This is a genomic window from Flavobacterium calami, from assembly GCF_038290035.1.
Lineage (GTDB): Bacteria > Bacteroidota > Bacteroidia > Flavobacteriales > Flavobacteriaceae > Flavobacterium > Flavobacterium calami.
In genome coordinates this window covers 25,070-47,096 of the sequence record NZ_JBBYHS010000016.1, presented here as the reverse complement: position 1 = coordinate 47,096, position 22,027 = coordinate 25,070, and the positions used below count along the sequence as shown (strand labels likewise).

The 22,027-nt window shown below is 35.4% G+C and carries 15 protein-coding genes; 7 read left to right on the top strand and 8 right to left on the bottom strand.

Annotation, left to right across the window (positions count from 1 at the left end):
* Positions 1–11 precede the first annotated feature (11 nt).
* The 3 genes from AAEO57_RS15400 to AAEO57_RS15390 all read left to right on the top strand — a co-directional run bounded on the left by AAEO57_RS15400 (position 12) and on the right by AAEO57_RS15390 (position 2,621).
* The gene (locus AAEO57_RS15400; RefSeq protein WP_341693919.1) at positions 12–185 is read left to right on the top strand and encodes a hypothetical protein; all 174 of its coding nucleotides are present in this window, start codon (positions 12–14) and stop codon (positions 183–185) included.
* Positions 186–631: 446 nt separating this feature from the next.
* Complete coding sequence (locus AAEO57_RS15395) at positions 632–1,102, top strand: hypothetical protein (protein ID WP_341693918.1); 471 nt, start codon at positions 632–634, stop codon at positions 1,100–1,102.
* A gap of 907 nt (positions 1,103–2,009) precedes the next feature.
* Positions 2,010–2,621 (top strand): hypothetical protein, encoded by a 612-nt coding sequence (locus AAEO57_RS15390; protein ID WP_341693917.1) that lies wholly within the window; start codon positions 2,010–2,012, stop codon positions 2,619–2,621.
* A 234-nt stretch (positions 2,622–2,855) separates the two neighbouring features.
* Here the strand turns inward: AAEO57_RS15390 and AAEO57_RS15385 are convergent, their stop codons facing one another.
* Positions 2,856–5,753 carry an exo-beta-1,4-galactosidase gene (locus tag AAEO57_RS15385; RefSeq protein WP_341693916.1) on the bottom strand — a complete coding sequence of 966 codons (2,898 nt, stop codon included), beginning with the start codon at positions 5,751–5,753 and terminating at the stop codon, positions 2,856–2,858.
* 163 nt (positions 5,754–5,916) lie between these two features.
* A complete protein-coding gene (locus AAEO57_RS15380) occupies positions 5,917–8,259 on the bottom strand; it encodes a beta-galactosidase (RefSeq protein WP_341693915.1) in 2,343 nt (780 codons plus the stop codon).
* A gap of 451 nt (positions 8,260–8,710) precedes the next feature.
* On the opposite strand from AAEO57_RS15380, the gene AAEO57_RS15375 reads away from it, so the two are divergent.
* Positions 8,711–11,695: a glycoside hydrolase family 2 protein gene (locus AAEO57_RS15375; RefSeq protein ID WP_341693914.1), complete on the top strand. Its 2,985-nt coding sequence runs from the start codon at positions 8,711–8,713 to the stop codon at positions 11,693–11,695.
* Positions 11,696–11,930: 235 nt separating this feature from the next.
* Here AAEO57_RS15375 and AAEO57_RS15370 read toward each other — a convergent pair whose 3' ends face one another.
* The 5 genes from AAEO57_RS15370 to AAEO57_RS15350 form a co-directional block, all read right to left on the bottom strand.
* Positions 11,931–12,992, bottom strand: a complete 1,062-nt coding sequence (locus AAEO57_RS15370; protein ID WP_341693913.1) for a BamA/TamA family outer membrane protein — start codon at positions 12,990–12,992, stop codon at positions 11,931–11,933.
* Positions 12,993–13,080: 88 nt separating this feature from the next.
* Positions 13,081–13,275, bottom strand: a complete 195-nt coding sequence (locus tag AAEO57_RS15365; protein WP_341693912.1) for a hypothetical protein — start codon at positions 13,273–13,275, stop codon at positions 13,081–13,083.
* 112 nt (positions 13,276–13,387) lie between these two features.
* Positions 13,388–13,987, bottom strand: coding sequence for an NAD(P)-binding domain-containing protein (locus AAEO57_RS15360; protein WP_341693911.1), 600 nt, complete (start codon positions 13,985–13,987; stop codon positions 13,388–13,390).
* A 259-nt stretch (positions 13,988–14,246) separates the two neighbouring features.
* On the bottom strand, positions 14,247–15,467 hold the full coding sequence (locus tag AAEO57_RS15355) for a DUF763 domain-containing protein (RefSeq protein WP_341693910.1): 1,221 nt from the start codon (positions 15,465–15,467) through the stop codon (positions 14,247–14,249).
* Between the two features lie 123 nt (positions 15,468–15,590).
* Positions 15,591–16,958, bottom strand: coding sequence for a sensor histidine kinase (locus AAEO57_RS15350; RefSeq protein ID WP_341693909.1), 1,368 nt, complete (start codon positions 16,956–16,958; stop codon positions 15,591–15,593).
* Positions 16,959–17,259: 301 nt separating this feature from the next.
* Here AAEO57_RS15350 and AAEO57_RS15345 point away from each other — a divergent pair, with 301 nt between their 5' ends.
* Positions 17,260–17,958 carry a DUF1826 domain-containing protein gene (locus AAEO57_RS15345; protein WP_341693908.1) on the top strand — a complete coding sequence of 233 codons (699 nt, stop codon included), beginning with the start codon at positions 17,260–17,262 and terminating at the stop codon, positions 17,956–17,958.
* Positions 17,959–18,232: 274 nt separating this feature from the next.
* Here AAEO57_RS15345 and mnmE read toward each other — a convergent pair whose 3' ends face one another.
* On the bottom strand, positions 18,233–19,633 hold the full coding sequence (gene mnmE, locus AAEO57_RS15340) for a tRNA uridine-5-carboxymethylaminomethyl(34) synthesis GTPase MnmE (RefSeq protein WP_341693907.1): 1,401 nt from the start codon (positions 19,631–19,633) through the stop codon (positions 18,233–18,235).
* A gap of 159 nt (positions 19,634–19,792) precedes the next feature.
* On the opposite strand from mnmE, the gene AAEO57_RS15335 reads away from it, so the two are divergent.
* Positions 19,793–20,974: a T9SS type A sorting domain-containing protein gene (locus tag AAEO57_RS15335; protein WP_341693906.1), complete on the top strand. Its 1,182-nt coding sequence runs from the start codon at positions 19,793–19,795 to the stop codon at positions 20,972–20,974.
* 183 nt (positions 20,975–21,157) lie between these two features.
* Positions 21,158–21,991 carry a universal stress protein gene (locus AAEO57_RS15330; protein WP_341693905.1) on the top strand — a complete coding sequence of 278 codons (834 nt, stop codon included), beginning with the start codon at positions 21,158–21,160 and terminating at the stop codon, positions 21,989–21,991.
* Positions 21,992–22,027 lie beyond the last annotated feature (36 nt).

Genomic DNA, 22,027 nt, shown 5'->3' with positions numbered 1-22,027 from the left:
ACTAAAAAAAAATGAATTTTACAGAAGAAGAATTAGAAAAGCAGGAAAAAGAAATACGTTTTAATTTGTTCTTAGTTTTTGTTCCGATTGCTGTAATGTTGTTTATTATCAAAGCAATTCCGTCGATTATATTCGTACACAATATGAAAAATCCCAAGCTGTTGAGTTTAACGGAACAATTATAAAAAAAACAGAAGAAGGAGATTACCCAAGATCTCCAAGATATATTCTTTTAGAAAATTATCATTAAGAACCAGTTTCAGGTGAAATTTATCAAAAAGTCAACATCGGAGACAGTGTTGTAAAAAGAAAAGGTGAAGATTCTGTTTATTACTATCTTAAAAAAGGTACAATAATCGTCAAAGATTATAATAAACTCGAGAGAGAAGAATATCAAAAAGCTATGAAATAATAATTACAGCTTTAATAAAATCCTATTTTTTTTTACTTCTAATAACTTAAATGTTCTTATTTTTTTATAAGAATATTTGGATATATTTGAAAAATAGCAAGAAGAAATAAAATCCTGACAGTATTCCAAATATAAGGCGTATAACGAAGATTAATTTCGTCTACTATAAAAGAGTTGTCGGTAATTTTGCCAATACAACTGCCAAATAAATTTACAATTATGAAAAATATAATCTTAGCAACATTCATTTTAACTGTCTTGACAATTTTAAGTTGTCAAAATGAAAAAAAAGAAGAAACTAATAAACAGCCAGAAATAGTTATTACTAAACAGAAAGGAACTGAATTTTCAGCAATTGAAATCAAAAAAAAGAAAACGGACCAAATTGTTAGTAAAGACAGTTTGGATATTATTTTCATTGGAAAAACTACAGAAGAATTAAACAAATATAACTTTCATACTTGTTTAGGAGCAATACTTGGAAATAACTCAGAAAATGAAGAATATGCCGTTTGCATATATTCATTACATCGTAATGATTGTCATAAAGGGAGGAATAAAATTGTTATAGAAAAATTTATCAATTATTATGAGCAGGGAAAAGCAAATTTTGTGGTGAAGGATGAACTTATTGTAACGAGTGATTTTCCAAAAAAGTGTTATTCGAATGTTCGTATGAAATTAGATTGAAACAAAACTGAAAAAAATTATCTGATCGAATATGAAGATAATTCTAAGGAAATAATAACCAAAATCTATAAACTTTGGGAAATAGATTTAGACAAAGAAAAATTTATAGAAATAGAATTGCCCAAAAATTTTCAGGTTTATAATCCAGACTATGAAGAAGGATTATAAAAATACCGCTAACAAAGGTTTGTATCAGACGGACTAATGTGTAAAATTGAAGTTTTCTAGTTCTATAAATCCTAGTGATAACTGATAGTTAAACCCATAACTTTTTGAGCTATAATTTGCGTAACGGCTCGCAGATAAAGAAAGAACAATAAAAAAACACTATAACTTATTACATTGCTTTTTTGTTGTATAAGCAGTACAATTACAGTCAAAAAAAATGAAAAAAATAGTAGTTAGTTTTTGTATAATTAATTTTCTGATAAGCATTGTATTATTTGTGATCTATAGAATTGTGATTGCAGAAAAGACAATTAATGGAAATTTATTGGAACAATTGATGCAGTTTTTAGAACTTCTATTGAATATATTTTTTGCATTTATATATCTTGTTGCTATGGTCGTAACTTCTTTTACAGTTCTGTTGAATCTGATAGAAAAAATCAGGAATAATTTCTATTTGTCCCTTTTAACATTTTTAGGAATACCGTCATTTTGTATTATTTTTATAATGATTAAGGCATGGATAGATTTTAGCCTCAACAATCTGACTATCTTGAAAACTCTTGCAATTTTTTCGATAACTTATTTGTTCCTTACAGCAATTCAATTTCTATCATTCAGAAAAAGAATTAAAAAATTACAAGCTGAATAAATTAAAACTTATTAGAATATGACTTTTCATGATTTCATCTGATGCTCGTTATATTTGGAGTATAGTACGAATGTTACCACTAATTTTATGGAAGAAAAAAGAAAGACAAAACGGATATTAATTTTAACCATAATTACTTGTTGTATTTATCTTCTTTTGACAATATTTTATCATCATATTGACAAACATTTATCCGGAGTTGTTTATATTTTTTTGACAGCTTTAATTCCAATAATATTTGTATTAATCTTTGTTTTTGAAATTAAAGGGATTGTCAGAATTATTCGAAACAGAGCGAATTTGAATTTTTTATTTTGTTTGCCAGTACTAATTTGCTCAATAACAATTTTGTATACATTTTTAAGTCCTTACAGACTTGATTCAGAAAAGTTAGAAAGTGAAGTTGATTTCAGAGCCTGTTATGAGGGAACCCAAAATCAGGCTTATATTCTTTTTAGAAAAGATAAAACATTTGAATTACATTGGACTGGTGTTTTTGGTTATAACGAGTGGTGGACAGGAAAGTGGGATGTAAAAGATAATATTCTAACGCTTAAGTATGATGATAAACAAGCTGTACAGCTTGGTGACAAGATTCTAATTTCAAATGGTTATTTAAATCCAATAGGAAAAACATTTGATAAAAAGAAATATCCTCATCCAATGTTTTATCTTGGGTATTGCAGGCATGAAAATTAAAGCAGTATATGACGATCTTATGCTCCTATTTAAAGAGCCAGCGTGAGTTTGTCATTTCAACGAAGGTGTTCCGAAAGATAGTGAACAGTAGAAGCAAATCACATTACAAATTTAGCAAAGCAAATCACCAATCTTTGTCGAATTTCTAATGTGATTTCTCCCTCCGGTCGAAATGACATTATTGTGTAAAACTGTGAACTAATTTTCCAAACACTCAATCCTAATTAATCGGATTTATTTCACCTTATTCTGATTAGAATTCGGTTTCAGTTCATCAGGACTGTCCTTCGTATAAGTTTTAAACACTTCACGGGACGGACTGGTAAATACATCCTTAATGACCTCAAAATCCAGTTTGTTTTTTGGATTGAACTGATCCGAATCCATGTATTTTTGAAGCGAGTAAAACAATTGTTTTGCAGCAGGTTTATTTTGCACTTCGGGATCAATATCGGCACTGCTGACGACGATTGTTCCATTTCCTACCTTAGCTTCAAATACCAGTGCCAGTCGACGGTTCATAAACCAGGTATCAATCGGCTGAATTAACGGACGAAAATCTGCAGGGAAATCCTCCAGATTCATCACCTGAGAACGGTTTTGGATGTCCCACCACTGTAAATCACTGTGAAAACTCGTTGGGAAATAGGCAAAAGCCGGACTTTTTTCCTGAATAAGCATTCCCGTAACATGCGGTGGACGCATTTTGAACCAGGACGTATTCCAGAAAACAGGCAGGAAATGCATTTCGACTTCTTTGCCTTTTACCACTTTTCCGGCAGCATTCAAAAAGACTTTTCCTCCTTTATCCAGGACTTCTTTCGCTTTATCGTCTAAGACTGTCGTGTAATAAACAGAGGAGGTATTCTCCAGATTCTTTTCCGGATAAACCCAGAAATTCCAGTCGTTGACAAAAGCTGTTCCGTTTACTTTTACTTCAAGGTTTAGTTTTGAAGGCTCTTTTATTTCGCTTAAAACAAAATTTAGATTTCCTGCTAACTGTCCGTTTCCATTTTCAAAAGTTTTAGGATTGAAACTTCCTGAAGAAAGGATATTTCCTTTTTCATTTTTAATAATCCAGCTGATAATTGTATTTTGAAGTGGTATTTTGCCTGAATGAAAAAGAGCTATTTCTGCCTTGAAAGTTTCATTATTGGTATAAACAAATTTTGGAATTTTGGCTAATGGAACAGTTTCATTGCAAAATCGGATATAGTCCTGAGCCGTTGCATATCCTTTTTCCTGAAAAAAAGCATCCAGAACACCTACCAAAGCCGTTCCTTGCCCGGGAAAGTCTTGTAAACCTAATGCCTGAAAACCAGCGTATCCGGGTGTTCTCAGTATTTTTTCTATTTCGTTCTTATAGCACAGCAACTGTAATTTACCCGAAGCATTTAGAAAGTCTTTTGCCTGATCTCCCATGTGATGATCCTGTAAATCCTGACGGAACATTTCAAAGTTTTTGGCTCTGTAAACACCGGTGTATTTTTTAATTTCATCAAAATTCGGAAAAACACAATACTGTCCGATTTCATGAGCTACAAATGGAACTTTAAACGGAGCGATACCTGCACTAAAATCTGATTCGGTTTCGGGCATTTTGTCCCACTTTAAACCTCTTACACCGCCACGAGACTGGTATTCCGCATTTGGGACTACAGGCCAGCTTCCGCCTACAGACATTCCGGTGTAAACGCGTCTGTTGTCTTTTGCTTTCCAAAAATCCACAAATTCGTTGAGGTATTTCACCTGATTTCCTGCTGGTTCATTTCCTGCAGACAGCATGGTAAACGATGCATAATTTCCGTATTCTTTTGCCATACGAATGGTTTCATCATACAAAAACTTATCGACCGGCTGACCCAAACCTATTTTAGGCCCGTGATTAGGCCAGCTCGGACCTTCGGGCTGTAAATATAGTCCTGTTTTATCGGCAGCAATAAAAGCAGCTTCAGGTGGACACCAGGAATGAAAACGCACATGATTTAAACCATACGATTTGATGGTTTTAAAGATCTTTTCCCAGGCTTCGACTGTTGTTGCAGGATAACCCGTTAACGGAAATTCACAATTGTGAACCGTTCCGCGAAGTACTACCGGAATATCATTTATTAGAAATTGACTTCCTCTGATTTTGAATTCCCGCATTCCGAATTGTACTTTTTTCGTAGCAATTACAGCTTTGGAAACAAGTTTTACTTCTAAATTATAAAGTGATGGATCAAATTCATCCCAGATTTGCATTCCTTTTCCAAAAGGTAAATCAAGTTCGATAGTGTTTTCTTTTTGTTTGGAAATGGTTAGATTGCTTGTGATTTCCTTAGTCTGATCTGATTTCGGACTGTTGAAACTTTTTGCCGAAATTTTGAGTTTTCCGTCAAACGATTCCGACGTGGTATTATTGACTGTAATTTTTACAAGCGCTTTTCGGTTTTTCACATCCGGATAAATCTGAACATCGTCAATGTAAATAGGAGAAAGCGACTCCAAAGCGATTTTACCAATAATTCCGTTCCAGTTGCCCTGAGTATGATCTGTGATACTATGCGAGTCAGGACCAACATTAATCTCTTTGATTCTATTGTCGATACGGATTGTAATACGTTGTTTTCCGGTACTCAGATACGGACTTAAATCATACACATGAGGGGCTACCAATGAGTTTTGAAGACCAATTTCTTTGTCGTTGACCCAAACACGGGTTTGTATGTGTGCTCTTTCTAAACGAAGGATGATGCGTTTGCCTTTCCAGTTTGCGGGAATATTTACTTCTTTTTGGTACCATGCAGCTCCAACATAATGCTTTGCAGGTGTCAGCCAGAAAGGAATGTGGATATTTCCAGGCTGGCGGTATTTTTCTAAGCGGGGAATGAAATAAAAAGAACTGTCATAAATAGAACCTGTCCATTTTGTTTTCAAAGTGATTTCGTCTCCTTTTAGAAATTGAGCCATAGAACCCGGCAGTTTTATGTGGTCTGTCAGTTTTCGGTTAAACCATTTTTCAGCAACACCAACGTCCTGTCTGTCTATTTCGAAAAGCCAGTTGCCTTCGAGGTTTATTTCTTCCTGTTTAAAACTGCTTAGGGTAAAAAAGGCGACCATCAGCAGGCAGTTAATAATATGTTTTTTCATTGAGGTTTATTGGTTGTTAGTAAATAGTTATTAGTAAATAGTTATTAGTGAATAGTTATTAGTGATTAGTCTTTAGTAATTATTGTTATGTTGATAGGCAAGAGACTGCAAATTTCAAGTGCCAATCACTAATTACTTTTCACTAATCACTGAAATCATCAATTTATTTTTTAATCGAAAATGAACTTGTTTTGATATAGAAATTATACGATTTAATATTCCCTGAAGTGCTTTTATCGGTACGTGGCAAAAATTTGAAACCTTTGATTTTTATATTTTCGCCCATATCAACCACAACCTGATGCGGATAAGTGATTTTATCGCCGGCTTTACTGGTAGTCCAAATGGTTGATTCCTGCTGATCGAAAATCTTCTCGGCAGAATAATTTCCAACCATTACTTCTTCGCTGTCGGCATAGACTATTTTCCATTTAGAACGCGGAATCAGTTGTCCATCTGTTCCAATAAGTTCAATTTCGGCAATACTGGCGCTGTTGTCTTTTGGATTTTGAGATGCAATAGCTTCAAAACAGAAGTATTGCCCTTCAGCCGTTTTTTGAAAAAGTACTTCTTTCCAGTCTTTATCAGCGTTAAGCGAACCTGAATCAACAGGAGTTTCAGCGGAAAGATCAAGAGTTTCTCCTTTTTTTCTGTGTAAAAGAGATTCGTCAACAACAATTTTGTCCAATACAGGAATCGTAACACCTGAAATTTGAGGATCTTTTGGAGTTTCTAAATCCAGGATTATAATTTCATTTTTGCCTTTTTTCAGCCAGCATCCCGGCATGAATAGGGTTTGTTGCGGACCAATTTTCCAGTATCTTCCGATATTATAACCGTTTACCCAAACCATTCCTTTTCCCCAGCTGCTCATATCGATATAAGTGTCACCAATAGCAGTAAGTTTGAAAGTGGCGCGATACCAGGCAGGACCATTTGTTTTTTCTTTTTTGAATTTGAGGTTTTTCTGGAAATCATATTCCACAGGAAAATTATAAACTTCCCAATTGGTAAGCGTACTTGAATTGGATGAAATCTGCATTTCAACTTTTTCAGTAATTCCTTTTCGGTCAATGATGGTTTTCCCATAATTTACACGGCCGTTGGCATCGACCAGAATGTCGAGTACATCACCTTTTTTAACCGGAGGCATTTCAATAGTACTTTCATCTTTTCGGCGATCCAGGTTTCCGATAAGTTTTCCGTTGATATAAATGTTGGCCCAGTCGTGAAGTTCAGTAAGTTTTAATTTGAACGGAGTTGTACATTCCGGAAGTTTTGTTCGGTATAAAATTCGTCCCCAGCCCTGATTAAAATATTCCATAGGTTTTATGGTTTCTGACGGAATGGCTTTCGGAAGATTGTCGAAAAGAGGAGCTGTTTCACTAAAAGTGATTTTAGGAATCGAAATTACCGGATAATTAGCCGGCGGTTCCGGAATCGTTTCTCCGGGATTTAGATAATTTTTTAATAAGTCACGAACAGCATAGAATTTGTCTGTAGGTTGTCCGGCTTCATTTATAGGAGCGTTATAATCGTAGGAAGCGACCATAGAACCAAACGGAGGCGCATTGGCACCACCCCATTGCCCGAAAGAAGTTCCGCCATGAGCCATGTAAAGGCTGAACGAAATATTGCGGTCGAGCATGTCTTTTAAACTGCCTATAAAACTGCTGATAGATCTGGTTTCATGAGCACGACCCCAGTAATCAAACCATCCTGTCCAGTATTCGCTGCACATTTGAGGGGCGTTGGGATAGACTTCATTGTATTTTTGAAACTGCTGATCGATATTCGAACCTGCTCCAAAGTTTAATGCGGTATACACGCCTTCAACATCATATTTAAAGAAATTCGAACTCCAGTCACAACGGAATAATTGTACTTTGTCAAATCCGGAAGAACGAACGGCATCTCGTACCTTTTCCATATAATTCACATCCTGACCGAAAACACCATATTCATTTTCGACCTGAACCATGATGATATTTCCACCATTTTGAATCTGAAGAGGAGCCAGTTCTTTGCCCACACGTTTTAAGTAATTAACAGAACGCTCCATAAAATACGGATCTTTTGAAGTCCGCACCTGAATGTCATTTTTTTTCAACAGCCACCATGGCAGACCGCCCATATCCCATTCGGCACAGGCATAAGGTCCGGGGCGCACGATACAGTACATTCCGTTTTTTTGAACGAGGCGTACAAATTCTGCTACGTCTTTTTGTCCTGTAAAATCAAATTTATCAGGTTGTTGTTCGTGAAAATTCCAAAACAGGTAAATACAAATCGTATTCATCCCCATGGCTTTGCACATTTGGATTCTGTGTTCCCAGTATTCGCGTGGAATCCTCGGAAAATGAAGTTCACCTGCACGTACTACAAAAGGTTTACCATTTAGCAAAAAGGTTTTGTCTCCGGCAATGAGTGTTCCTTTTTCTGTTTGAGCATTGGCGTTTAATGCCATAAAAAAAAGAAAGGCAAGAATAAGTTTTGATATTTTCATGTTTACTTTATTTCAAATCTGAATTGGATAGTTCTTTCTAATGATGATTTTTTGATTGATAGCTAATATGTAAAATGTTTCCTTTTTAGTCCCGATTATTTCGTCAGTTCGCTATCGTTGGTGTGTAATGGAAAGCGGACGATGTTTCCTGAAATGCCAAATTTTTACTGCTTCAAAAAAACAATCTTACTTTTCAAATCTACATTTACTTTATATTCTGTCAAAATTATGGGCTTTTAAATTTCTAAAATCTAAGCGGTCCAGGCAAAAATAATAGTACATAAAAGGCTGTTGCCTATCATAAATTGACATTTTATATCATAATTGGCCAATATGTCCGAATATGATAACCAATGGCAAAGGCTGATAATACAAGTTGTGCAGAAGGATTTATATTTGTGAAACCTTTAAAAGTGCTTACTATTCAACTAACCCAATACCAATTTAAATAATGACTATTAAAAATATTTTTTACGCATTTGGTTTCGCAGTTCTATTTGCAAACGGACTAAATGCACAGAATGATTCTGGCAGAGTCAAATACAATTTCAATTACGGTTGGAAATTAAATGTAGGTGATGCTGAGCAAGCCAAAGAGATAACTTATGATGACAACAAATGGTCTAAAGTAAATCTGCCTTTTGCATGGAATCAGGCAGAAGCTTTCAAAGTAGATATTTCTCATTTGTCGACCGGAATTGCCTGGTACCGCAAAACTTTTCAATTGCCTAAGGAGGCTGTAAACAAAAAAGTTTTTATCGAATTTGAAGGCGTTCGCCAAATGGGAGAAGTTTACGTAAACGGAAAATTTGCAGGTCGCCACGAAAATGGAGCAATGGCTTTTGGAATTGATATTTCGGCTTTGGTGAATCCATTTCCTCAGGAAAATGTAATCGCTGTAAAAACCGATAATGACTGGAAATACAGAGAAAAATCCAGTAATTCCCCTTATCAATGGAATGACAAAAACTTTAATGCCAATTACGGCGGTATGCCCAAAAATGTATTTCTGCACATTAAATCAAAAGTGTACCAAACTTTGCCATTGTATTCTTTCCTTGGTACTACGGGAACTTATGTGTATGCAAGCGATTTCAACATTGCCCAAAAGAAAGCGACTGTAAATGTAACTTCTCAGGTAAAAAATGAAGAGGCCAAAACGGTAAAAGCACAGCTGAAAGTCAGCATAAAAGATTTGGAAGGAAAAGAAGTGGCCAGTTTTTTAGGCGAAGCTATTACTTTGGAACCCAATCAAACCAAAGATTTAAAGGCATCCAAAGCTTTGCAAAATCTGAATTTTTGGAGTTGGGGTTATGGGTATTTGTACACGGTAACTTCGGAGTTGATGGTAGAAAACCAATCGGTTGATAAGGTCGATATCAAAACAGGATTCCGCAAAACAGAATTCAAAAACGGAATGGTGTATTTGAACGACCGAGTAATAATGATGCACGGTTATGCACAACGCACCAGTAACGAATGGCCTTCTATCGGAATGTCTGCTCCGGCCTGGCTGAGTGATTATTCGAATAGTCTGATGGTAAAGAGCAACGGAAATTTAGTGCGCTGGATGCACATCACGCCTTGGAAACAAGATGTGGAATCTTGTGACAGAGTAGGGCTTATTCAGGCAATGCCAGCAGGTGATTCCGAAAAAGATGTTACAGGCAGAAGATGGGAACAGCGTACCGAATTGATGCGTGACGCTATTATTTACAACCGAAACAATCCGAGTATTTTGTTTTACGAATCCGGTAACGAAAGTATTTCTGAAGAACACATGCAGGAAATGCTAAACATTCGAAATCAGTATGATCCATTTGGAGGTCGCGCTATCGGCAGCCGTGAAATGTTGGACAGTAAAGTAGCCGAATATGGTGGTGAAATGTTGTACATCAACAAAAGTGCGCATATCCCGATGTGGGCAACTGAATACAGCAGGGACGAAGGCTTACGTAAATATTGGGATGAGTTTACCCCGCCTTTTCATAAAGAAGGAACAGGAGGAACCAATCATACCAATGTAAACGGGACAAAAGTTGTCGATGCGAGTGCTTACAATCACAATCAGGATGCTCATGCCATTGAAGATGTGGTGCGTTGGTACGACTATTGGGAAGCCCGTCCGGGGACTGGAGCCCGTGTAAGTTCGGGTGGAGTGAATATTATTTTCAGTGATTCAAACACCCATTACAGAGGACAGGAAAATTACCGTCGAAGCGGTGAGGTCGATCCAATGCGTATTCCTAAAGACGGCTTTTATGCGCATCAAGTTATTTGGGATGGCTGGGTCGATACCGAGAAACCGGCGGCTCACATCATCGGACATTGGAATTATGAAAATAGCGTAACCAAAGACATTACAGTAGTTTCTACCGCCGATGTGGTGGAGTTATTTGTGAATAATATTAGTCTTGGAAAAGGAACGCAAGATAAAAGGTTTTTGTTCAAATTTAAAAATGTACAATTTAAACCCGGAAGCATCAAAGCGGTTGGTTATGATAAAGCAGGAAAAGCTATTTGTGAAGACGAAATCAAAACGGCCGGAAATCCTGTTGGACTTAAATTAACCACCATCGAGAGACCTGGAGGGATGTTGGCCAATGCTAATGATTTGGCAATCGTTCAGGTAGAAGTGGTGGATGAAAAAGGAAACCGTTGTCCTACGGCTATGAATATGATTGATTTTGAGGTACAGGGTCAAGGTACTTTTGTCGGTGGGATTGCCCAAGGACCTGACAATTATATTGGTTCTAAAAATCTTCCGGTGGAATGTGGAGTGAATCGAATTTTTGTGAGATCAACCGAAACAGCCGGAGTTATCAGTATTAAAGCGTCTTCTCAATCACTCAAAAGTACGGCTATAGAGGTAAAAACAATTCAAACCGATTTGGACAAATTGTCTACAAAATTACCGTCTGACAACTTACCTTCTTATACGGAAAAAGGGCCTACGCCAAGAACACCATCGTTTAAGAAAACCCGAATTCCAGTTGCGATTATTGGCGCTAAGACCGAATCTAATCAGGCAGATGTTGCAAAAAGTTATGATGATAACGAACTGACGCAATGGTCATACGGAAAAAATGACAAAGCAGTAATCGAATATGAACTGGCTCGCACAGCTAATGTTAATCAGGTTGTGATGAAACTGGCAGGGTGGAGAAGCAAAAAATACCTAATCAAAATAGCTGTTGACGGTAAGAAAGTTTTTGAAGGGTCAACTCCGCTGAGTTTAGGGTATGTGACGATAGATTTTGCCTCAACCAAAGGTAAAAAAGTCCAAATCGAATTATTGGGTTCCGAAAAAGACAGTGACGCTATCAATCTGGTAGAAATTACCGGAAAAGTAGATCAGGCCGGAATCAATAATGCAGATAAAACAATTCAGCGCCTGCCTATCGTAGAAATAGAGTTTTATGAGCCAGTTAAGTAGATAGAAAATTCAAAAAAAAAGTTTGGTTAGTTTTTAGTTTGGCCTGTCAGGTATTCAGTATTCCTGACAGGCTTTTTTAAAATTTAGAAATGAATACGAATAGTTTTTTGAAGCAGAAAAAAGGGTATTTCAGTAAGCCACATCCCGCATTACATTGTACACGAGCAGAGCGAACTAAAGAAGCCTGTAATGCAAAAAAAAATATTAAAAGAGACTTCTTGTTCAAAAAAAAGATTTAGAAAACTTCGCCAATTCTAAAATAAACTCCCCAGTCGCCTTTACCCACAGCTCCGTCAATACCCACATTAAATTTTGATTTTTTAAAAGGATTGTAACGATATCCGACTCCTCCTCCGGGATACATTTTCCAGTCAAAACTCGGTGTGTCAGAACCGTAAATTGTTGCGAGACCAACAAAACCTACAAGGCCCATTTTTTTACCAAAATTATAGCGGTATTCACCCTGAATATCCATTAAGCCGTCACCACGGTATTTACCTTCAGAATAACCCCGGATATCAGTATTACCAATGGTACTCTGCTGTTCAAAAGCGACATTTCCGAGACCGAATTTACCATAAAGACGAGCTGCAATAACATCTTTTCCTTCGCGTGTCGGAATGTATTTATTGGCCTGAAACGAAACTCGGTTGGATGCCAGACTATTGTCCATAAATTTTGGATAAGTAGACCAGTCCAGTTTAATTTTATAGCCTTTGGTAGGATAATAAACAGCATCTCTAGTATCAAACAGTAATTCAAAAACCAAAGCGTTACTATGCGAAACCGAAGCAGGTGAGATATCATCCTCGTAAACCGTGTCGTAATGTGCATACGTATACGATAGCCCACCATAAAATTTGCCGACTATTTTTCGCTGGCCTCCCAAACTTAAGATGGTGGTTTTAGTCCCATAATCATAAAAATCAGGCTGATCCACATCGTCTACATAAAATTGTGAATTTTGATTGCCGGTCAGAAAGAAAAATTTCACACGCCAGTTGTCTTCATCCAGGTACCATCTGTTAAAAAGGGCAATAATATAAGATTTATTAGTGGTATAAATGGCTGACATTCCAGATAACGACTTCGGCGAAATGGTATCCTTTTCGTTGACTTTATACATCATCATCGGAATAGCCCCAAACATAAATTCGAGATTACGGTTATAACTCAAATAAGGCATAACCCTCAATTCGATTTTTTTCTCTTTTTTAGGAACAGAATCAGCTATTGCCTGACCGAAAGAAAAACTTATGAAACCAATAAAAAATGTGAATAACAGAAAATGCTTCATGTATAAATTTATTTTGGGTAATACTTATATTTTAATTTGTAACAAATTCAGGATGAGTAATTAATAAGAATTCTTGCTTATTGTAAATTTAGGTAAAAAAAGGGTAGGAAGCTAAAATTAACTTTTCAATAATGATAAAAAAAGTCCAATTATGGTCAAGAACAAGAAATCCAATATCCTCTATGGGGATTGTACTTTCTTTAGTTTCAGATTTTAATACCAGCTGATTGTATTTGGTAGTTAAGGAAAACTTGTTTTCAATAAAAATAGTTTTTTTAAGCATAACCTTATTTTTATAGTTTGCTTAAAGTTCGGTTTTTAAATAAAACTATTTTTACGGTTTTCCTTACTCCAATAAATCGTTTCTGAAGATGCTATATGAAGCCTATCGAAACCTAATTTGAATAAAAAATAGGTGGCTGAATAACGACAGGTGTAATGCCTGTTTTTAAATCAATTCCCACACTACGTAAGCGACCGGAAAGATTGATAGCTGAGAAATCAAGCTTTTTGAAAAATGCCCTCACAGTGTGTCTGGAACCGGCATGGCTTGCGATATAAAAGATTTCGTCTTTTTTTTCGCGAAAAGAATCTTTTTTGGGTTCCAGGCTAACAGGATGAAAAAGCTTTACCACATGTGCAGTAGGAAGCAGTGAAGCAGTTATTTGATAGGTAAATGCATTAGATATTCCTGATAAGAGAGATTGAGGATTGAATATGAGACCGCTGGTGTGAAGTATTATTTTACCAGTCATATCAGGCAGATTTTGAATTACAGATTCCAGATTATCTTTAGGAACAAACAAAACAATAATATCTGCTGAAGCAGTTTCATGCAATGATACTAGTTTTATATTTGTACCAATTCTGGCAATTGTATCTCTTACAAGGCTATTACCTCTCGGATTGTTTACCATAACTTCATATCCTGCAAGTGCGGATCTGTTTGCTAATTCTAGTGTGAGGGATCCAATTCCTATAATTCCAATTTTCATAAAGTTTGGATTTGGTTAGTGTTGAGGTTAGATAAGGTCAGGTGTAAACTGAGTTTGTTTGTTGAAAACGTGATAGTTAAATTAGTTAAATTTCACAATATCGCAATACGTATATTTACCTGTTTTTATGTTTTTAGGAACATTGGAGCAAATTGTGGTTCGGCAGAAAGTGCTTATAAATAAACCCGTATCAAGTTTTGAAGGTTTTTTTTTAAAGTTTCCGAATAGGGTTTCGGACTCTTAAAATTGCCAAAAAAAATCAGAACAATTGCAACTGATTGTCTGGTGGAATAGATTTGTTTTTAGGAGGTTTTGCATCTCCAAAAACGGTTTTCCCTCCATATTTATAAGATTCATCCCTTTCTTTTTGAATGAGGGCATCCAGATTGTTATTGGGCGTAAAATTTTCTTCAGCTTTCCGGCAAATTTCAGAAAGCTTACGAATTGCTTCTATCTTGTCGCTGTTGCCAATTTTAGCTCGATGAATAGCTCTTTCCAGGGTATCAATAGTTTCATCATAAATTTTTACTGGTACAGGAAACGGATGTCCGTCTTTTCCACCATGGGCAAAAGAAAAACGGGCAGGATCTTCAAATCGGGTAGGGGTACCGTAAATAACTTCGCTAACGAGTGCTAAAGATTGAAGAGCTCTTGATCCCATGCCCTTTAAAAGCAAAAGTTCTTCAAAATCTTCGGGGCTGTTTTCATGGGTGGTCCACAACATCGCACCCAGTCTTTTCATATTTACATTTTCAACTCGTACGTCATGATGCGCAGGCATAGAAAGATGCTGTATTTCTCTAATTATTTTTGTCGGAGACTCTTTAGACAGTTCTAAAATTCCTGCTCTTGATTTTTCGGCTGTTCCGGCTGTAAGGTTCAGAATACTGCCCTGATTTTCTCCGTATATAAAAGTATGTGGTTCGTTGATAAAAGACTTTAAATCCTCAGAATGCCAATGGTATCTTCGTGCCGTTTTAGAATCCGGGTTCATGCCTTGCTGGATGACGGCCCATTGCCCTTTATTATCCACAATAAAATTATGCTGGTATAACTGAAACCCGTCCTGAATTGCTGTGTTATCAACTTTGGCAGTAAGTCTGCTGCAATTTGCAAGACCATTACCGTCTAGTCCTGTCTGTTCGCCTACATACAAGAGTTCCTGAGGTGTTTTCATTGAGTGAGTACCTTTTCCTCCGCAGATGTAAATACCGAGTTCTTTAGAATGAGGGTTGACCGATTTCTTCAAAGCCCCAAGGACAGAAGTCGTAATGCCAGAAGAATGCCAGTCCATTCCCATCACAGCACCAAAACTCTGAAACCAAAAAGGATTGCTCAGTTTACTGATGACTTCTGACGTCGAAAATTCCATTGCTATAGTTTCTACAATTGCCAGTCCTAATTTAGACATACGTTCGGCAAGCCATAAAGGGACATGGCCATAATGAAGTGGAAGATCAGCCGAACCGGAACGTTTCATGAGGTAAATTTAGAAGTATACAAATTTAGCAGATTGCTTTTGTATTGTGTGTTAATAAAAACAGAAACAGTTTTATGAATTTATCTTTTAAAAAAAAAACAAAAACATATAACGTGTTTATTATTAATTTGTTAAAGGAAGAGCGAATTTAAAAGAACTTCCTTTTCCTAATTCGCTTTCTACCCATATTTTTCCCTTATGCTTGTTTACGAATTCCTTACAAAGTAATAATCCCAGTCCGCTGCCTGATTCATTTTCAGTTCCTTTTTGTATGGACTTTCGGTTAATTTTAAACAGTGTTTCTTTTATATTATCAGGAATCCCGATTCCGTTATCTGTGATTGATATTTCAGCTTTTTGATCTGTTTTTTGAAGTCTAATTTTAATTTCGCCGTTTTTATCGGTAAATTTAATTGCATTGCTCAGTAAATTTCGCAAAATGGTGTCAATCATGTTTTTGTCTGCTTCGGCTTCAATAAAATAAGCAGCCTCAAAAACAATTTTTATATTTTTATTTGATGCCGAATTTTTGCTAAGTTCAATATTTTCCTCAATCAAAGTGTTCAGTAGTATTTTTTTTGGAGAAAATGTGATCATTCCGGTTTGCATCTGCGACCATTCTAATAAGTTCTCCAATAATTTGTAGATGTTTTTATTTGAATCGTGCAGCGTTTCTGAGATTTCCCTCATTTCTTCACGATTGTATTCATCTATATTTTCAAGTAAGACTTCAGAGAGTGAAACAGATGAACCCAATGGTCCTCTTAAATCATGGGCAATTATAGAAAAGAACTGGTTTTTATCGTTTAAAAGTTTTTGAATCTTATGATCTTGTTTTTCTTTAACTAATAATAATAATCCCACGATTCCAATCAGACTCACCATGAATAAACCAATACAGTACAAAGAGTCTAATAAATTATCGGTAAAAACTTGTTCCTGAGGATGAAGGTATCGGTAAATAGTTCGTATTATGATTAGGATTTCAAATCCGGCATAGCACAGGATATAAAACGTTTTAAAGAAACTTTTCTTTTTTTCGACAAAATAACTGATTGTAACAGGCAGATAAATGGCAAATATTCCGATTGAACTAATTATGACCCGGATATTTGTAGTAGCCTTTAATAGAGTTGCAAAATTAAAAATGAGTATGACAGCAATTGTAATTCCTGTTTGCAACAAATAATATTTTCTGGCTTTGCTCCTGAGGAGTGCTAACATAGCCAAGGTTTCGAAGCCACATGCGCAGAAAATCAGGGAATTGGCAATGTTAATTGAGATGAAATCACTGGCAACATTTCGCAGGATAGCCAGCACCCAGGCAATTGTAAGTAATAATTTTCCCAGTCCAAACCATTTTAGAATTTTTTTGTTATCGCCTGTTGCATACGAAAAGGAATAACTGAAAATTAGGATGCAGGTAAAAAAATTGCCCCAAAGATAAAGCAGAAAGAGAGTTTTTGGATCTATGCGTAAAAGCTCGAACATTATTGGTTTTGCTTATTATAACAATAGGGTATGGGCAAATATACAAATAAATGAAAATTGATTATTTACAGATTTGATAGATTGTGTGATGTTTTGCCTAACTACTTTCGAAGAGTAATAGTCCGATAGTGAAATCAAAAACGTCAATTCGGTTTTTTTTAATAAAACGAAACAAAAAAAGTGTATTAAAAACAATTTTGCCAAACGTGTGTGAGTTAGTTTTTTCTTTTTAAGGAAACATTAATTCAGGCGAAGTACCAGCTATTGTATATTTTTGTAATCTAATGCAGCAACAAACACCATGAGTAATATATTTTCTGACAGTGACCAAATAGGTTTGGTCTCTACTTTCTCTGAGCTTGTAAATACCAATTTTGAAGGAGAAATAAATGCGCTATGCTGGTATAGAGATTTGGATGGAGATTTTAACGAAGTTGTAAGCAAGTTGTCTTTAAAAGAAAATATAACAGAAGTTTATCCTGAAGATTTAATCGGACTCAAATTATCGGAAAAAGGTTCTAGGGCACGGGAAATTATTTTGAATGATTTACAATTACTAACTGATTTCGGGGCTTCACCATCACTTAATTTATTGAAATGTTATGAGCGTGATGATGAATTTGATTTCATATCTACCGATGTATATTCATTTCATGTTGATCGTTCACCTATTGCAACAGATACTTTTTTATGTACATATTACGGAGCAGCAAGTGATATTATTTCTAATTCGCAGGCAGAGCAAAAAATTTTGATACCGGAAATCCGTGCAAAACTAAAAGAACTGCATAATGGAACAGAGGAAGAATTTGATGATTTTTTGAAGGAGAATTACTTTGATTTACATTATCAGATACATCCGAATGTAAAACCAATTAATTTAGGGTTGATGCATCTTTGGCGTCTTGCAGTAGATCATCCAAAACAACAAGTATTGCCTTGTATTCATAGAGCACCAATTGAAAATGAAGGTGAATACAGGTTGTTGTTGATTTGTTAAAAATGCATTGCAGGAAGCATAAAAATTTTGAAGAACCAATAAATCTTAATATTTGAACTCATAGAATGTGACTATGTGTGTCTCTGAGTGCCATAATTTGGCCAAAAAAAAATATTTTTTGTACCTCGTGTTTTCGAGGTACAAAAACGGTACAAATTTAATCAAAACATCACCTAATATCAAAAAGAAAACGACAGTAAAAAAACGAGTTAAAATATTAATTATCAATATTTTAACTCGTTTGTTTGTTTTTATTTTGTGATGCTTTGTCCTGCTATTTTCCGATGCAGAAGTTTGCAAAGATATTTCCAAGCAATTCGTCGTTGCTGACCTGACCTGTGATGAGCCCGAATTGATACAAGGCTTCTTTAATATCCAGTGCAATTAAGTCACTTGAGAGATTTGTTTCAAGGCCAAATTTTACTTTTTGTATTTCGTCTAAAGCTTTAAGCAATGAATCGTAATGTCTTGTATTTGTGATGATAGTTTCGTTGTTTCTTAAAGCTCCTGTATTTACAAATGACAACAATTCATTCTTCAACTCTTCAACGCCAATTTTGTGTTTTGCCGATATTAATAAAAGTTTGGCGTTTAAACTTTGGAGTTTATGAGTGATATTAAAAGCTTCTTCTTCAGAAAGAATATCCTTTTTATTTACAATTATAATTAATGGTTTTAAAGGATATTTGTTTTTAATCTGTTCTATTTCAGAAACAAACTCTGAACTGGCGGCTTTGAATTTTAAACCATCAAACAAAAAGATAACAACCTGCGCCTGATCTATTTTTTCGAAAGTTTTTTTGATTCCGATGCTTTCAACCACGTCTTTTGTTTCACGTATTCCCGCTGTATCTATAAACCTGAAACCAACACCGCCAATCACCAATTCGTCTTCAATCGTATCGCGAGTGGTTCCGGCAATGTCAGATACTATTGCGCGTTCTTCATTAAGTAAGGCGTTTAGCAAAGTTGATTTTCCAACATTTGGCTCTCCCACAATTGCTACCGGAATACCGTTTTTTATCACATTACCGACAGCAAATGAATCGATTAAACGTTTTAGAACAAACTCAATTCGGTTTAGTAACTCATAAAATTGTGTACGGTCTGCAAATTCTACGTCTTCTTCTGCAAAATCAAGTTCCAGTTCAATTAAGGAAGCAAAGTTTAAAAGTTCTTCACGTAATTTAGCAATTTCATTACTAAAACCGCCACGCATCTGTTGCATCGCAATTTGGTGTGAAGCTTCATTGTCAGACGAAATCAGATCCGCTACGGCTTCTGCCTGCGATAAATCCAGTTTTCCGTTCAGGAAGGCTCTTAGCGTAAATTCTCCAGCATCAGCCATTCGGCATCCTTTTCGCAACAATAACTGAATAATTTGCTGTTGGATATAAGTTGATCCATGGCAGGAAATTTCGATAGTATCTTCACCCGTATACGAATTTGGTCCTTTAAAAACAGATACCAAAACTTCATCAAGCGTTTTTTCGTTATCCACAATATGGCCTAAATGAAGCGTATGTGTTTTTTGCTTGGTTAAATCTTTATTCTTTATGGATTTAAAAACTGAATTTCCAATGGAAATAGCTTCAGTACCTGAAATACGAATTATGGCAATAGCTCCTGCTCCGGATGGAGTAGCCAAAGCGACTATAGAATCTGGATTTATCATGTTGTAAGTTGCAAGGATGCAAAGGTACAAAGTTTTTGAAAGGCTTGTGACTTTGTGAGTTTTATTATTTTATATAAGATTCAAGTGATTATTAATATGATGCTTATTACAAACAAAAAAAAAATTATTTTTGTAGAAACAATTAAAAAATAAAAGCTTATGAAATTAAAAATTACTCTTATTGCAGTTTTATTACTAAATTTATTTTGTGGACAGGCACAGGTAACACCGACCTTGTTTCATAATAATTTATCGAATGGGGTCCAGTTTGCTGATGGCATGGATATGGAAATTTACAATAATGAATTGTATATTTCTATTACTTCGGCTGGAAAAATAGTCAAAGTGAGTCTTTCTGCTCCGAACAGTCCGGTAGTGGATGTTGTTACAGGTCTTACTTATCCGACAGGATTAAAAGTAGTGGGCAACGAACTTTACTTTTTGCAAAGAAACAATGCCGTAATAGCTCCAGGGTCAGGTAAACTTTCTAAAATTAATGCATCTTTAGCTAACCCGACGGTAGTGGATCTTTATTCAGGACTTATGTATCCGATAGAGATAGATGCAAATGGAACAAATGTGTATGTTTCTGAAGCTTTTATAGATAGTAACGAAGATTTAATCAATATGCAGATTTCGTTGATTAATTTATCCGGAGCGCCTATTAAAACAGTGTTGAATAACCAATTTTACAGTATAGATGATTTTGAGTTTAAGGACAATTTTTTGTATGTTACTGAGTGGTCTGGTGCCGAAGTCAACGGAGCAACAAATATTTTGAAACTTGATGTAACAACTGGAACACCTACTGCTGCTATTGCTTATTATAATGATGCGCCTGGAGATTTTTTTTACAAAGGAGAAATTTATAACAATTATATATATCTAAATAGAGATAGTAGTCCGCAAGTGATTAAGAGAATTGATTTGAATTCTGCTACTCCCACAGCATCATTGGCTGTAAGTGGATTTGATTTTAATGGAAATAATCCGGATATTGGTGAAATGATTGCTGATGGAAACAATAACCTGTATTTTTTTGGAGATTATTATAATGGAACTACCACTACTTATTTGTTGTACAAAGCAAATTTGAACAGTTTGGCAACACAGGATTTTGAAAAATCTCCAAAAGTGGCTTTATACCCTAATCCAACTTCTGATTTTATTAGTTTTTCAAATTTAGAAGATTCATCTGAGTATCAAATCATCAGTATTGATGGTAAGGTAGTTAAAACAGGAAATACAAATGCGGATGAAAAAATTAATATTTCTCATTTTACAACAGGAGTCTATACTGCTCGTTTAGGGTATAAATCTTTCAAGTTTGTGAAAAAATAAACAATTTTATAGGCTTGTGTATAAAGCTTTAGGGAGTTTGGCAACAAATTTTCTAAAGCTTTTTTATTTGCAGCCATTTTTTAAAATACTCATTTGGGTTAAATTTTTCTAAAACTGATAATTATCAGGGAACATCTAACTGTGATTCACTAACTTTATGTAGTTAATCTAAAAAATGTAATGATGAAAAAGATATTATTCCCAACCGATTTTTCTGAAGCGGCTACAAATGCATTTGTTCATGCTTTAGAATTTGCAAAAATTGTCAACGGCGAACTTATTTTGCTGCACACTTTTGAAATTCCGGTCTATGATAGTCAGTTTTTTCCAGAAAATTACGCTGCGATTTACAGTTCTATTGAATTAGCCAAATTTGAAGTTTTTAAAGATGAAATCCCGAAGTTAAGAGCTATTGCGGCAGAACGCAATTTAGATGAAATCGTAATCAGGCATCGTCTGATGGATGGTGATCTGCTTTATAATCTGAAAAATGCCGTTGAAGAAGATCAGATAGATTTTGTAATTATGGGTACAAACGGAGTTTCTGACTGGACGAAGTTTTTTACTGGTTCAAACACTAATTCGGTGATTTCAGGTGTTGAAGTTCCGGTATTGTGTGTCCCGATAGATGCTAAATTCAAAAAAATAAAAGTAATTGGTTTTACGACCCGTTATCGCGAAAAAGATAAAAAAGAACTGAAAAAAGTATTAAAAATTGCTAAGAAAACGAATGCTAAAGTTAGAAGCTTGTATGTCAAAACCTCTGTTTCTGATGTTTCTCATCAAACTATTAAAGAATGGGAGGCTGAGTTTGCAGGTGAAAATGTAGAGTTTTTGGTGCTGCCAAGTGATGATGTCAAAGAAACGATACTCGATTTTATACTTTTTAAAGACATTGATATCCTGACCACTATTACACACAAAAGATCTTTTTTTGAAAGTCTTTTTGATTCCAGTTTTACCAAAAAAATCACCAAAGAGGTTTCTATTCCGGTATTAGTGATGCATGAAGATTAATTTCTAAAGCAATAAAAAATGATTATTGTAATGGTA